This window comes from Sulfitobacter sp. SH22 (genome assembly GCF_965641905.1).
GTDB lineage: Bacteria > Pseudomonadota > Alphaproteobacteria > Rhodobacterales > Rhodobacteraceae > Sulfitobacter.
This window is the reverse complement of record NZ_OZ282573.1, coordinates 3208819-3221557: the sequence shown is the minus strand read 5'-3', so window position 1 is coordinate 3221557 and position 12739 is coordinate 3208819. Positions and strand designations below refer to the sequence as shown.

Sequence of the window (12739 nt, the reverse complement as noted above, 5' to 3'; positions counted from 1 at the left end):
ACGCGGCCCTTGTCGATGCGACCCCCATCCCTTGCAGACTGGCAGTGGGGTCGCTAGCTAACCATTGAGATATTTAGGAGAATTCCCATGCAGCAGTCCATTGATGCGCTGACAAAATCATTGCTGCGCGCTGCCAAAGATGCCGGCGCAGACAGCGCCGATGCAATGGCTGTGCGCGGTACATCGGTCAGTGTTGACGTCCGTGGCGGAGCCCTTGAGCAAGCGGAACGGTCCGAAGGCGTCGACATCGGCCTGCGGGTGTTTGTTGGCAAACGGTCGGCAAACGTATCTGCGTCCGACACCTCAGATCGCACGATCGAGGAAATGGCACTGCGGGCCGTTGCAATGGCAAAAGAAGCGCCCGAAGACCCCTATTCCGGCCTTGCCGACCCAGACCAATTGGCGACCAGCTGGGATATTGACGCGCTCGAACTGTCCGACCCGACGCCGGAGCCATCGCCGCAGACGTTGCAAGACGATGCCGCACGGGCCGAAGCGGCAGGGTTGGCCGTCAAAGGTATCTCGCAGGTGCAATCCGCCAGCGCAGCCTATGGGGAGCAGCAGGTTTATCTTTCGGCCAGCAACGGTTTTGAAGGTGGGTATACCCGCACGGATCGGGGGCTGTCTTGTGTCACCATCGCAGGCAGCGGTACCGCGATGGAACGCGACTATGACGGCGACAGCCGGATTTTTCAGGCCGACCTGCGCAGTCCCGAAGACATCGGAACCACCGCAGCAGAGCGGACTTTGCTGCGGATGGATGCCCGCAAACCGCCGACAGGGGCCTATCCGGTTTTGTTCGACGAACGGATTTCATCCACGCTGATCGGGCATCTTCTGGCGGCGGTCAGCGGTGCTGCCATTGCGCGCGGTGCGTCGTGGTTGCGCGACGCGATGGGCGAACAGGTGTTGCCGGACGGCCTGTCGATCATCGAAGACCCCCACCGCCCGCGCACATCTGGATCGCGCCCCTTTGACGGTGAAGGCCTGCCGACCAACCGGCGTGTGATTGTCGAAAACGGGACGCTGAAAGGCTGGACCCTTGATCTGGCGACTGCCCGCAAACTGGGCATGGCCCCGACCGGCAACGCCGCGCGCGGCACCGGATCAAACCCCGGCCCTGCGGTCTGGAATATTGCCCTGACCCAAGGCGATGCGACCCGTGACGACCTGATCAAACAGATGGGCACCGGATTGCTCGTGACCTCTATGATAGGCTCTACGATCAACCCTAACACGGGCGATTATTCGCGGGGTGCCTCTGGTCTGTGGATCGAAAATGGCGAAATCACCCATGCGATAAATGAATGCACCATTGCAGGGAATTTGCGCGACATGCTGCGCAGCATTATCCCCGCAAATGACGCACGCACGCACCTCAGCCGCGTCGTGCCGTCCTTGCTTGTTCCAGGAATGACCCTTGCCGGTGCGTGATCTTGACCTATTGATCGACTGCGCCCGCAAGGCTGGCCAGATCGCCACGTCCTATACCGGGCAAACCGCGAAACGCTGGGACAAGCCCGGCGATGCCGGCCCCGTGACCGAGGCCGATCTGGCCGTGAATGCAATGCTGCACGAAACCCTGACGACAGCCCGCCCCGATTACGGCTGGCTGTCCGAGGAAAGCGAAGACGGCGACAGGCGGCTGGATCAATCCCACGTCTTTATTATCGACCCGATTGATGGCACCCGCAGCTTTATCGAAGGGTCTGATACCTGGTCCCATTCGCTGGCGATTGCCCAAGGCGGCAAGATCACCGCAGCCGTTGTGTTCCTGCCAATGCTCGACCGGCTTTATGCCGCGTCGCTGGGCGGTGGTGCCACATTGAATGATCTGAAAATCGCGGCATCAACCACCCAAGGTCTGAGCAACGCAACAGTGCTTGCAACCAAACCTGTCATGGCTGAACACCACTGGATCGCAGGTGATCCGGGTTTCAAACGGGCACACCGCCCGTCGCTGGCCTACCGGCTTGGGCTGGTGGGGCAAGGGCGGTTCGACGGCATGGTCACTTTGCGCAAAAGCTGGGAATGGGACATTGCTGCCGGTGCGCTGATCGTGACCGAAGCCGGCGGCTATTGCACCGATAAAACCGGCGCGGCTTTACGGTTCAACAACCCTGATCCGCGACTAAATGGCGTCCTTGCGGCCAGCGCTTCGATCCATGCGGATTTGCTTAGCAGCCTTGCCCCCGCATAACCCGTTGCCTTAGATACCGGCATCGGCATTCATCCGAAAACAAAGGATTGCACCATGACCCAACGCCTACACCTCGTCTTTGGCGGAGAACTGGTTTCACCGACCGGCACAGCGTTCAAAAATGTAGATGACATTCACGTGGTCGGCATTTTCCCGAATTATGCCAGCGCCTATGATGCTTGGAAGAACGAAGCGCAGCGCACCGTAGACAACGCGCATATGCGGTATTTCATCGCGCATCTGCACCGCTTGCGCGACGAGGAAGCCGCTGCGTCCTCGACCGAAGAACTGGGCTAATTCAATATGGCGCGGTCCCTTGCGCTGACTGCGTATCGCGCCTACTCGGGGCGCGGCTCAGCGGTGCCGTATACGCCTGTTGCAGATCGCCCGGACGGTGAGCTGGTTTGGTGCCATGCCCCCGAACCGGGCAGTTTGCTGGCCATTCAAGACCTTGCAATACGTTTATGCCGCAGCCGGTCGGGCCTGCGCGTTCTGATTACACTGCCCAAAAGCGATACCGGTGCCGAACGCCCGGCATCACCCCACGCGGACGTTATCATTGATGATCTTCCCGATGATCATCCAACATCCGTCGCCGCGTTTTTGAACCACTGGAAACCCAACGCATGTATCTGGGCCTGGGGAAGGCTCCGCCCGAATTTGATCCTGGCTGCGGCGCAACGGAAATGCCCGCTGTTTCTGATCGATGCAGATAGCGGCGGGTTTGACGGGCGTCGTGACCGCTGGATGCGGGATTTGACCTTTGAACTGGTATCGACCTTTTCAGCGATTCTGGCGCGGTCCGAAGCCGGTTTTCAACGGTTGATCCGTCTTGGTATTTCGCGAGATAGCATCGAAATGACGCCCGCACTTCAGGCCGGAGGGCAGGCGCTGCCCTGTATCGTTTCCGACATGGCGGATCTTTCTGCCGCCTTGGTCGGGCGGCCCGTCTGGTTTGCCAATCAGATTTTGGAAGACGAACTTCCCACTGTACTTCGGGCGCACCGGCAGGCTTTGCGTCTGTCACATCGGTTGCTGCTGGTCGTGATGCCGGCCGACCCGGGTCAAGCCGACAAGTTTGCCACCTATATGGCGCAACAGGATTTTCGCGTTCTTCGCTGGGGGGACGATGGATATCCCGACAGCTCGACCCAGATCATGCTGGCCGATGATCCTGCCGAAATCGGGTTGTTCTATCGTCTGGCACCTGTGTCCTTTCTGGGCAGTTCGCTGACCGGGGGGCCCGGCGGCTGTGATCCGTTCGAGGCGGCAGCCCTGGGGTCGGCGGTTTTGTATGGCCCAAAGGTGCGGCGGTTTCTGCCGTCCTACACGCGCCTTGCATCTGAAGGGGCCGCGCGGATTGTGAATGATGCAACGGCCCTTGCAACCGCCGTCAGCCGCTTGATTGCGCCGGATCAGGCTGCCGTGATGGCACATGCCGGTTGGGATGTGATCAGCCGCGGTGCCGCCCTGACGGACAAGGTGATAGATCTGGTCCAGGACACCCTTGACCAGCAAGAGGCCGAACGATGAAACGCCCCCCTTCCTTTTGGTTTTCGCCCAAGCCCGACTGGCGCGCGCGCCTGTTGCAGCCCCTGGGCGCGCTATACGCAAAAGCCACCGCGCGGCGTTTGGCCCATGGAGAGCCCCTGGACCTGGGCATTCCGGTTGTTTGTGTCGGGAATATTAACGCGGGCGGCACGGGCAAGACGCCGACAGTGATGGCCGTGGTCGAACATCTGCGCAACATTTACCACACGCCACACATCGTATCGCGGGGCTATGGCGGCACCGAAAAAGGGCCGCTTTTGGTAGACCCTTCGCGGCATTCAGCGGCGCAGGTCGGGGATGAGCCGCTTTTGCTGGCTGCCTTTGCCGATGTTTGGGTGGCCCGTGACCGCGCTGCGGGTGCACAGGCCGCTGCGGCGGCAGGGGCAAGCGTCATTGTTCTGGATGACGGATTTCAAAACCCCGCGCTCAAGCAGGATCTCAGCATTGTTGTGGTGGATGCCGCCAAAGGGTTTGGCAACGGGCTGTGCTTGCCTGCCGGACCGCTGCGCGAACCGGTACAAACCGGTTTGGCCAGGGCTGATCTGCTGCTGTCGATTGGCAGCGCCGAAGATCAGGCCGCGTTCAACCATACCCCACTGCCCGCGGGCTTGCCCCATGTGCAGGCCGAATTGGCCCCCCTGCAAACCGGTATGGACTGGTCGGATACCCGCGCTTTGGCCTTTGCAGGGATTGGCCATCCGGAAAAGTTTTTCGCGACGTTGCGCGCACTCGGGGCCGAGATTGTTCATGCCGAAGCGCTGGACGATCACCAGCCGCTGACACGCGCGCTGATGACCCGGCTTGAGGCAGATGCCTTTGCCAGCGGGGCGCAACTGGTAACGACAGAAAAAGACGCCGTGCGACTGCCTGCGGCGTTCAGGATGAAGGTAATCACCCTGCCCGTGCGGTTGAAAATGGCCGATGACAATGCGCTTGTTCAGGCCCTGAATGCGCTTCCCAAGCACGCTTAGGTAGGTCGGAATTTTCAAAAATTCCGACCCGTTTTCTTTAAAGAAAACGCCGCCACCTGTCAGCCAATGTCGTCTTCGCCAAGCTTGGGGGACGCGCGATGCAGCGCCAGTTCGGCACCCGAAAACACGAATGGCGACCGGATACCGGGCACGCCGTCCAGTTCGATCTTCATCCCGCGCGCAATCACCTGAGGATCATTGAACATGTCTTCCATGTTGTTGATCGGTCCGGCAGGCACGCCCTTTTCCTCGCAGGCTGCCAGCAGGTCATCCCGTGTGCGCTGGCGTGTTGCATCATTCAACCGACGGATCATTTCCGGCCGGTTCGCCACACGGTCCGCGTTCTTGGCATATTCCGCGGCTTCCGCCATATCGTCCAGCCCCAGCATCCGGCACAGCCGTTGGAACTGGCCATCATTGCCGGTGGCAATAATCAAATGACCATCAGAGGATTCGAACACTTCATACGGGGTCAAATTGGGATGCGCGTTGCCCATACGATGCGGGGGCTTGCCCGTGGTAAGATAGTTCATCGCCTGATTGCCCGTGACCGCCACGGCACAGTCAAGCAGGGCCATGTCGATATGCTGCCCGACGCCCGTGTGGCTGCGCTGGTGCACGGCCGCCAAGATTGCAGTCGTCGCATAAATTCCGGTAAAGATATCCGTAATCGCCATGCCATGTTTTTGCGGCTGGCCCTCGGCTTCTCCGGTGATCGACATCAGGCCGGACATGCCCTGAATGATAAAGTCGTATCCGGCGCGGTGTGCATAGGGGCCGTCCTGCCCGAACCCGGTGATCGAACAATAGACCAGCTTGGGGAATTCCTTGGACAGGCTGGCATAATCCATGCCGTATTTCGCCAGACCGCCGGTCTTGAAATTCTCGATCAGGATATCCGCGTCGGCCAGCAGTTCTTTCATCTTGGCCTGACCTTCGGTGGTGGTTAGATCAACGATAACGGACGCTTTGCCCCGGTTGGTCGAATGGAAATAGGATGCTGATTTGTCATCCCCCCGTTCGATGAAAGGGGGGCCCCACTGGCGTGTGTCGTCACCGGCGGTGCTTTCCACCTTGATGACTTCACACCCAAGATCAGACAAGGTCTGGCCGGCCCAAGGCCCTGCCAGAATACGTGCCAGCTCAATCACCTTGAGCCCTGCCAGTGGGGCCGCCATTATTCGGCCAGTGCCGCGTCGATGATTTCCTTCATCTCGGCGTAGGGCATGTTGGAATATTTCTTGCCGTTGATGATAAAGCTTGGCGTGCTTGAGATATCATCGGCTTTTTGGTTCTCTTCCCACCAGGCCACAAGAGTCTGTGCTTTTTCACCGTCTTGCAAACAGGCCTCAAGAGTTTCGTTCTCGATACCGGCAAGGCGGCCAATCTTGCGCAGCTCTTCCACGATGGCAGCGGGTTCGCCTGCGCGCACCCATTCGGACTGACCTTTGTAAATCAGGTCAGCGATGCCAAAGAATTTGTTTTCGCCATCACAGCGCGCGACCATGGATGCCCACAGACCATAGCGGTCGAAATACACCTCGCGGTAGGTAAAGCCGATTTTGTCGGTGTCGATATAGTCGGCCTTGAGCTGCTTGTAGGCACCTTGATCGAATGCGGCGCAATGCGGGCAGGTGAAAGACGCATATTCAACGATCTGCACAGCGGCTTCGGCGTTGCCCAGGCTCATGTCCTGAATTGTCGACGTATCGACTTCGGCAGCTTCGGTGGTCTGCGCATTTGCAGCCCCTGCAATGGGGCTGAGCGATGTGCTGTTCACTGCATCCGTGCCGCCAAATACATACCAGCCGCCAGCAGCGACCACGGCAACAGCCGCAAGAATTGGAAAAGTGCGTTTCATTTGATTTCCTTTGTCAGCGTTTCGTCTTGTTCAATATGTTCTCGCCCAGACGTGCAAGGGCATCGCGCAGGCTTTCGTCACCCATTGTCCCGACGGTTTCGGCGGCGCGTTGGCGGATGACCGGATCAGGGGCCTGATCAACACGCGCCTTTGGCTTTGCCTCGAACGCGACCTGCCCTTCGGCAAAGCCAGTCGCCGCCGTTTGCGTGACCCGCACCCGTGCGATGGCGTTATAGCCGTAAACCGCATTTACCTTGGCGCGCAGTTGTTCTTTTTGCATCTCGAGCATCGGTGCATTTGACCCGTTGGTCAGCAAGGTCAGGGTCGCCCCCATGCCGCCGCGCCCATAGCTGACTTCGACCGGCCTCGAGATGGAGGAAACATCCTCGCCCACGATCTCGGCCCATTGGGTCAAAAGCCGCGATTGCGCAAAGCCACGCGTTTCGCTGGCCTGACGGATCTTTGCCGAAAGCAGGCTGTCTGTGCGTTTGAACCCTTTTGTACTGGAACGCCGCGGCGGCATGACTATCTTTCCTGGATGACAAAGTTCAACGTAGCGATGCAACACAACATAGCGATACTGGACCGTATCGCCAGCCCATCCCAACTGCAAAGGCCATAAAGATTGCGTGACACAGACGAAACAAGCGACCTGCCACCTATCTTGCTCGAATGGTACGATGTTCATGCGCGGGCAATGCCGTGGCGTGTCGCCCCGTCTGACCGCAAAGCAGGCCAATATCCAGACCCGTATCGCATTTGGTTAAGCGAGGTGATGCTGCAGCAAACGACCGTGGCCACGGTGCGCGACTATTTCCAGCGCTTCACCGCCCGCTGGCCCACTGTTGCCGATCTCGCTGCGGCCCAAGACGCGGATGTGATGGGGGAATGGGCCGGCCTTGGCTACTATGCCCGCGCCCGCAACCTGCTGAAATGTGCCCGCGCGGTTGTTGCCGACCATGACGGGCAGTTTCCAGCAGATCACGCAGAGCTGTTGAAACTGCCGGGCATCGGCCCCTACACCGCCGCCGCCATATCATCGATTGCGTTTGATCTGCCCCACGCTGTGCTTGATGGCAATGTAGAGCGTGTTTTGGCGCGGATTTACGACATTCACACACCCCTGCCGGCCGCCAAACCGGAATTGATGCAGCGCGCCGCAAACCTGACGCCAGATGACCGGCCCGGGGATTACGCCCAAGCGGTGATGGATCTGGGGGCCACCATTTGCACCCCCAAATCACCGGCCTGCGGCATTTGCCCGTGGCGCAGCCCATGCCTTGCGCGGCAACGCGGCACAGCGCCCGAATTGCCGAAAAAGACCCCGAAAAAGCCCAAACCCATCCGCCACGGCACCGTTTACCTGACCCGGCGCAGCGATGGCGCGTGGCTGCTGGAAACCCGCCCCGAAAAAGGGTTGCTGGGCGGTATGCTCGGTTGGCCGGGGTCTGACTGGATCGACGCCAGTGAAACCCGCCCCCAAGGCACCCCGCCTGCCACAGCCGACTGGCAGGTGGTGCCCGGCGAAGTGCGCCATACGTTTACGCATTTTCACCTGATGTTGACCGTTATGTATACCGCCGCCCCCGACAGCATTCTGCACCCGGATGCAGAATTCATTGCGCCCGACCAGTTCCGCCCGTCCGACCTGCCCACCGTCATGCGCAAGGCGTTTGATTTGGTCCGCTAGCGGCAGCGCGCCACAGTGACAAACGGTGCAATGATGCGCTATGAAGAGACAGTGATTTCGAAAGCAATATCAGCATGACCCCAACATCCCCCGACATCAGCACCGACCAGTTGGCGCAACTCAAAAGGGCTGTACCATTTGCGCTGTCCTTTGCGCTGGTTCCTTTGGCGTGGATCACCGCCTTTGTCGGCGGCTGGACCGTGATCCTGCTGCCCCTCGTCACGTGGTATCTGTTTTCGATCATCGACAGCATCGTTGGGCTGAACCTCGATAACGCAGACCCCGAAGCGACCGATGATGATCTGTTCTGGTACCGCATGATCACCCTGTTTTGGATGCCAGCGCAGTTTCTGACGGTGTTCGGGCTGCTGTGGTATGTGCCGCAAGCTGACCATTTGGGCGGCTGGGAAAAGTTCTTTGTGTTCTTTGGTGTGGGTGTGATGACCGGCACTGTTGGCATAAATTATTCACACGAATTGATGCACCAAAAGAACAAGCTTGAACGGTTCTGGGCCGACGTTCTTTTGGCGATGGTTCTCTATTCGCATTTCAGGTCCGAACACCTGCTGGTGCATCACCGCTATGTCGCGACGCCCCGCGACCCGGTCACGGCGCATTATAACGAAGGCTTCCACCGCTTTTACCCCCGGGTGCTGCGGCAAAGCATGAAATCCGCGTTTCGCGCAGAAAAAGCCATGCTGGCGCGCAAAGACAAACCGTGGACTGACAGGCGCAACCCGTTCTTCAAATACTGGGCATTGCAGGCGGTGTTTTTAACCCTGGCCATTATTCTGGGCGGCTGGACCGGATTGCTGCTCTTTTTGGTCCAAGCAGGCACTGCAATCTGGCAGCTTGAACTGGTGAATTACATCGAACATTACGGCCTGACCCGCAAACATCTGGGCGATGGCAAATACGAACACGTCCAGCCGCGCCATTCGTGGAACGCAGCGCATCGCGCATCAAACTGGCTTTTGATCAACTTGCAGCGGCATTCCGACCATCACTACAAACCGGATCGCCGTTTTCCGGTGCTCCAGAACTATGGCGACGCAACGGCCCCGCAGCTGCCCTATGGATATCCGGTCATGACCGTTATGGCGATGATGCCTTGGGTCTGGCGGCGCGTCATGAACCCGCGCGTGCGCAGATGGCGCGACATGTATTACCCCGAAATCACGGATTGGTCCGACTATAACAAGGGAACGACCCCCTATCCCCGTTGACGGCATGTTAATCTACCTCTGCCATGATTGAAGCTATTCTCGATCATGGTGGAGGTATTCATGCCAAGTCAGCAACTTTTCCAACAGGCAAACAGCGCACTCGTGCCACAAGCCTGCTTGATCATCGAAGACAGCAAATTCGACCAACTCAAGATGAAGCGAATGATCAGCCGAAGCCTTTCAGGCATGCAAGTCTATGTCGCAGCCACCCTAAGAGAGGCACGGCAGACACTGGCAAAATACCCTGTGTCGATGATCCTGCTCGACAATCGCCTGCCAGACGGCCTTGGTGCCGACTTTGCCGTTGAACTGTCAACACTCGGGGGTTTTTCCCATGTCACCGTTGTCATGGTCAGCGATTGGCCCTCCCCCTTTATGTGGGAAAAAGCCGCAACAGCAGGCGTGCTGCATGTGGTCAACAAGTCAGAGTTCGGACAGCACTATCTGATGGACGCGTTCAACCATGCTAAAAATGCGAAACCGCAATTGCACTGACACGTCTTCAAACGAAAAAGACCCCGCCATACAGGCGGGGCCAAGGTGAGTACCCTTTGGGGCGTACCTTCATGTGGAAGGACGCGGGGCACCGGCGGTGTTCGTAAAACTGTGTGAAAAGGCGCGGCCTAGTTGGCCATTTCTGCCCTGATTTGCTGGCGTAAAATATCGATCGGCACACGCTTGCCATCTTTTTTGTAGCACCAGTAGGTCCATCCATTACAGCTGGGTGCCTTTTCATAGGCGGCCCCCACTTGGTGAATGGAACCTTTGACCTCGTTGCCGATCAGCGTGCCATCGGCACGGACCTTGGCCGAATAGCGACCGTTCAACGAATAAAGCTCTTCTCCCGGGCGCAACATCCCGCGTTCAACCAATTGGCCAAACGGCACACGTGGTTCGGCGCGCTTGGATATTGTGGTCTGCAGCGCTTCTTTGTCAAATTTGCGCACCGATTTAATACGTTTCTCGGCAACCTTGCGGTACGCTTCCTCACGCTCAATCCCGATAAAATCACGGCCCAGCATCTTGGCAACAGCACCGGTTGTGCCTGTGCCAAAGAACGGGTCAAGAATAACATCGCCCGGATTGGTAGAGCCGACCAAAATACGGTGCAGCAGGCTCTCGGGTTTTTGCGTTGGATGCGCCTTGTCGCCAGCGTCGTCTTTCAGGCGCTCGTGACCGTTGCAGATCGGCAAAACCCAATCGCTGCGCATCTGGATACCTTCATTTAGGGCTTTCAGCGCCTCATAGTTAAAGGTGTATTTCGAATTCTCGTCTTTCCCGGCCCAGATCATCGTTTCATGGGCGTTGGTAAAGCGCTTCCCGCGGAAGTTTGGCATCGGGTTGGATTTGCGCCAGATAACATCGTTCAGAATCCAGTACCCTTGGTCCTGCAAGGCCGATCCGACACGGAAGATGTTGTGATAGCTGCCGATCACCCAGATTGCGCCATTCGGCTTTAGCAACCGGCGGGCGGCTTTCAGCCAGGCACGGGTAAACTCGTCATATACGGCAAAGCTCGCAAATTGGTCCCACGCGTCATCAACCGCATCAACCTTTGAATTGTCAGGACGATGCAAATCGCCCCGCAATTGCAGGTTATAGGGTGGGTCGGCAAAGATCAGATCGATCGATCCCTCGGGCAGCGCATTCATCGCATCAATGCAATCGCCCGCAATAATTGTGTTCAAGGGAAGTGCGTCTGCACCCTTTGTGATCGTCTTCATAATAACTGCCTCTGCCCCGGCACATTGTGTGCTCTTGGTTGAGACTAGGATGCCCTGACAGATGATTCGCGGTCAATTTCTTTTTTGAATCAAATGGTTAGTTATTTTTCTTGATACAACATGTTGTGTACGGGTTTGAACAAACGTCTATGGTGTGGGGTTACCCCAAGATTTCGGAGCGCCTCTATGTGTCTTTTTGACCCGTATCCCATGTTGGTCTCCCAGCCATATCCGGGGTGCTGTTGCGCCAATGACAACATGACACAATCTCGACATATTTTGGCCATAATTGAGGCAGCCGAAATTGACTGGGAACGCGCATCGCCCTTGATCAAAGTCTGGGCTTTTATCTTCAAATCCCGTGGAAGCATGTTTCCGTCCACAAGCGCGAAATCCGCAGGCTGTTTCAGCCCATCCAATGCACGCACCATCGCAAGGTGGCTGGCACGCAAAATATTCAGCTCTTCGATTTCTGCGACGGATGCATGGGCGATACTGACATCCGCGACCTGCATGATCTCTTCATACAGACGTTCGCGTGCCTTTTTGCTCAGCTTCTTTGAATCGTTCAATCCGTCCGGAATACGCTCCGGGTCCAAAACCACTGCCGCAGCCGTCACCGGTCCTGCCAATGGCCCACGGCCCACCTCATCCACGCCCGCAACCCGCGAAAATCCGCGCGCATAGGCATCTCTTTCAAATTCAAAATCTGGTCCCATGCCGCCCAACAACCCCAGACCCCGCCGATTCTCAACCCCTCGGGGCTTCTCTGGCTCAACAATATCCTCGCCGAAGGCGCACATAAGCCGCATTCACCAACATGAAAAAGGGAGAGATGCCCGAACACCCCTCCCTCTCTATCCGGACGGCGGTTAGGCCCTCCGGCTTTAGCGCCTGGAATTACCCACGCGCCAAACGGTATCCCTCACCACGCAGGCACCGGGCATCATACCCTCTGCGCTTGCCTTGGAAGGTGCGGATCGTCTGCGCGCAGTATTGCGGCAGCCGATTGGCATAACGGAAATTATTTTGCAGACACCGGCTGCCGAACATCAGCACCTGACCGCGGCGCGTGTCATAGCTTTTGAAACAGTGCTGCGGCAAAAGCTTGCTGTCATGATACTGACGTTGCTGGTGACGCTGCTGTTGATGTTGATGCTGCTTCTGCTTGCGGTACTTCTGGGGCAGCGGCCGCGGCTGAACCTGCTGGCGCGTCACCACATGGTCGCGGTTCGTACGCCCTTGATTGACATGCGCCTGATCCCGGCGGTCCTTGTTATTGTCGTGGATAATCTTGCCAATAATCGCCACGCCCAACACGCCTGCCGCGATCCTGGCAAGGTCCCGGTTCCGGTCCCCTGCGGCTGCTGGTGTGGCGGTAAAACCTGTGATCGCAATGGAGACGGCGGCGATGGTTGCGATGAACTTGTGATACATGGGTCTGATCCTTTTCTCTGAGGGGCACGGGTCCAGACCCATGCAAAGCCAAATACGTTTTCGACCTCTGGCATCAAAT

General features: G+C 57.9%; 14 protein-coding genes. 8 read left to right on the top strand and 6 right to left on the bottom strand.

Features of this window, described 5'->3' with window-relative positions:
• The first annotated feature begins 87 nt into the window (after nucleotides 1–87).
• From ACSQ13_RS17740 to lpxK, 5 genes are read left to right on the top strand one after another with little or no spacing between them, the layout of a single operon-like run.
• Complete coding sequence (locus ACSQ13_RS17740; protein ID WP_176248945.1) at nucleotides 88–1434, top strand: TldD/PmbA family protein; 1347 nt, start codon at nucleotides 88–90, stop codon at nucleotides 1432–1434.
• A complete protein-coding gene (locus ACSQ13_RS17735) occupies nucleotides 1421–2200 on the top strand; it encodes an inositol monophosphatase family protein (protein WP_176248944.1) in 780 nt (259 codons plus the stop codon). Before ACSQ13_RS17740 ends, ACSQ13_RS17735 begins: the two co-directional genes overlap by 14 nt.
• Nucleotides 2201–2254: 54 nt before the next feature.
• Entirely contained in the window at nucleotides 2255–2497 is a 243-nt protein-coding gene (locus ACSQ13_RS17730) for a DUF4170 domain-containing protein (RefSeq protein ID WP_037228020.1), read from the top strand.
• A 6-nt stretch (nucleotides 2498–2503) separates the two neighbouring features.
• Entirely contained in the window at nucleotides 2504–3733 is a 1230-nt protein-coding gene (locus ACSQ13_RS17725) for a 3-deoxy-D-manno-octulosonic acid transferase (protein ID WP_176248943.1), read from the top strand.
• Nucleotides 3730–4722, top strand: coding sequence for a tetraacyldisaccharide 4'-kinase (lpxK, locus tag ACSQ13_RS17720; RefSeq protein ID WP_176248942.1), 993 nt, complete (start codon nucleotides 3730–3732; stop codon nucleotides 4720–4722). The genes ACSQ13_RS17725 and lpxK overlap by 4 nt, the downstream gene beginning before the upstream one ends.
• A 59-nt stretch (nucleotides 4723–4781) precedes the next feature.
• Here lpxK and ACSQ13_RS17715 read toward each other — a convergent pair whose 3' ends face one another.
• Genes ACSQ13_RS17715 through ACSQ13_RS17705 form a run of 3 tightly spaced genes read right to left on the bottom strand, consistent with a single transcriptional unit; the run spans nucleotide 4782 to nucleotide 7106 of the window.
• Complete coding sequence (locus tag ACSQ13_RS17715) at nucleotides 4782–5900, bottom strand: CaiB/BaiF CoA transferase family protein (RefSeq protein ID WP_295512133.1); 1119 nt, start codon at nucleotides 5898–5900, stop codon at nucleotides 4782–4784.
• Nucleotides 5900–6583 (bottom strand): DsbA family protein, encoded by a 684-nt coding sequence (locus ACSQ13_RS17710; protein ID WP_176248940.1) that lies wholly within the window; start codon nucleotides 6581–6583, stop codon nucleotides 5900–5902. Before ACSQ13_RS17710 ends, ACSQ13_RS17715 begins: the two co-directional genes overlap by 1 nt.
• 13 nt (nucleotides 6584–6596) lie before the next feature.
• Complete coding sequence (locus ACSQ13_RS17705) at nucleotides 6597–7106, bottom strand: DUF721 domain-containing protein (protein ID WP_176248939.1); 510 nt, start codon at nucleotides 7104–7106, stop codon at nucleotides 6597–6599.
• A 102-nt stretch (nucleotides 7107–7208) separates the two neighbouring features.
• On the opposite strand from ACSQ13_RS17705, the gene mutY reads away from it, so the two are divergent.
• The 3 genes from mutY (at nucleotide 7209) to ACSQ13_RS17690 (ending at nucleotide 9994) form a co-directional block, all read left to right on the top strand.
• Complete coding sequence (mutY, locus tag ACSQ13_RS17700; RefSeq protein WP_176248938.1) at nucleotides 7209–8273, top strand: A/G-specific adenine glycosylase; 1065 nt, start codon at nucleotides 7209–7211, stop codon at nucleotides 8271–8273.
• Nucleotides 8274–8347: 74 nt separating this feature from the next.
• The gene (locus ACSQ13_RS17695; protein ID WP_176248937.1) at nucleotides 8348–9499 is read left to right on the top strand and encodes an alkane 1-monooxygenase; all 1152 of its coding nucleotides are present in this window, start codon (nucleotides 8348–8350) and stop codon (nucleotides 9497–9499) included.
• A gap of 102 nt (nucleotides 9500–9601) precedes the next feature.
• Nucleotides 9602–9994: a response regulator gene (locus ACSQ13_RS17690; RefSeq protein WP_295512128.1), complete on the top strand. Its 393-nt coding sequence runs from the start codon at nucleotides 9602–9604 to the stop codon at nucleotides 9992–9994.
• Between the two features lie 128 nt (nucleotides 9995–10122).
• Here the strand turns inward: ACSQ13_RS17690 and ACSQ13_RS17685 are convergent, their stop codons facing one another.
• The 3 genes from ACSQ13_RS17685 to ACSQ13_RS17675 all read right to left on the bottom strand — a co-directional run bounded on the left by ACSQ13_RS17685 (nucleotide 10123) and on the right by ACSQ13_RS17675 (nucleotide 12660).
• Nucleotides 10123–11223 carry a site-specific DNA-methyltransferase gene (locus ACSQ13_RS17685; RefSeq protein ID WP_176248935.1) on the bottom strand — a complete coding sequence of 367 codons (1101 nt, stop codon included), beginning with the start codon at nucleotides 11221–11223 and terminating at the stop codon, nucleotides 10123–10125.
• Nucleotides 11224–11324: 101 nt separating this feature from the next.
• Nucleotides 11325–11942, bottom strand: a complete 618-nt coding sequence (locus ACSQ13_RS17680) for a ribonuclease HII (RefSeq protein ID WP_176249061.1) — start codon at nucleotides 11940–11942, stop codon at nucleotides 11325–11327.
• A gap of 181 nt (nucleotides 11943–12123) precedes the next feature.
• Complete coding sequence (locus ACSQ13_RS17675) at nucleotides 12124–12660, bottom strand: hypothetical protein (RefSeq protein ID WP_295512126.1); 537 nt, start codon at nucleotides 12658–12660, stop codon at nucleotides 12124–12126.
• Nucleotides 12661–12739 lie beyond the last annotated feature (79 nt).

What these genes read in the sequence shown, in the direction of transcription:
- ACSQ13_RS17740 (WP_176248945.1), top strand. Translation starts at nt 88, where the DNA reads ATGCAGCAGTCCATTGATGCGCTGACAAAATCATTGCTGCGCGCTGCC.
- ACSQ13_RS17730 (WP_037228020.1), top strand. Translation starts at nt 2,255, where the DNA reads ATGACCCAACGCCTACACCTCGTCTTTGGCGGAGAACTGGTTTCACCG.
- ACSQ13_RS17725 (WP_176248943.1), top strand. Translation starts at nt 2,504, where the DNA reads ATGGCGCGGTCCCTTGCGCTGACTGCGTATCGCGCCTACTCGGGGCGC.
- lpxK (WP_176248942.1), top strand. Translation starts at nt 3,730, where the DNA reads ATGAAACGCCCCCCTTCCTTTTGGTTTTCGCCCAAGCCCGACTGGCGC.
- ACSQ13_RS17715 (WP_295512133.1), bottom strand. Translation starts at nt 5,900, where the DNA reads ATGGCGGCCCCACTGGCAGGGCTCAAGGTGATTGAGCTGGCACGTATT.
- ACSQ13_RS17710 (WP_176248940.1), bottom strand. Translation starts at nt 6,583, where the DNA reads ATGAAACGCACTTTTCCAATTCTTGCGGCTGTTGCCGTGGTCGCTGCT.
- ACSQ13_RS17705 (WP_176248939.1), bottom strand. Translation starts at nt 7,106, where the DNA reads ATGCCGCCGCGGCGTTCCAGTACAAAAGGGTTCAAACGCACAGACAGC.
- ACSQ13_RS17695 (WP_176248937.1), top strand. Translation starts at nt 8,348, where the DNA reads ATGACCCCAACATCCCCCGACATCAGCACCGACCAGTTGGCGCAACTC.
- ACSQ13_RS17685 (WP_176248935.1), bottom strand. Translation starts at nt 11,223, where the DNA reads ATGAAGACGATCACAAAGGGTGCAGACGCACTTCCCTTGAACACAATT.
- ACSQ13_RS17680 (WP_176249061.1), bottom strand. Translation starts at nt 11,942, where the DNA reads ATGGGACCAGATTTTGAATTTGAAAGAGATGCCTATGCGCGCGGATTT.
- ACSQ13_RS17675 (WP_295512126.1), bottom strand. Translation starts at nt 12,660, where the DNA reads ATGTATCACAAGTTCATCGCAACCATCGCCGCCGTCTCCATTGCGATC.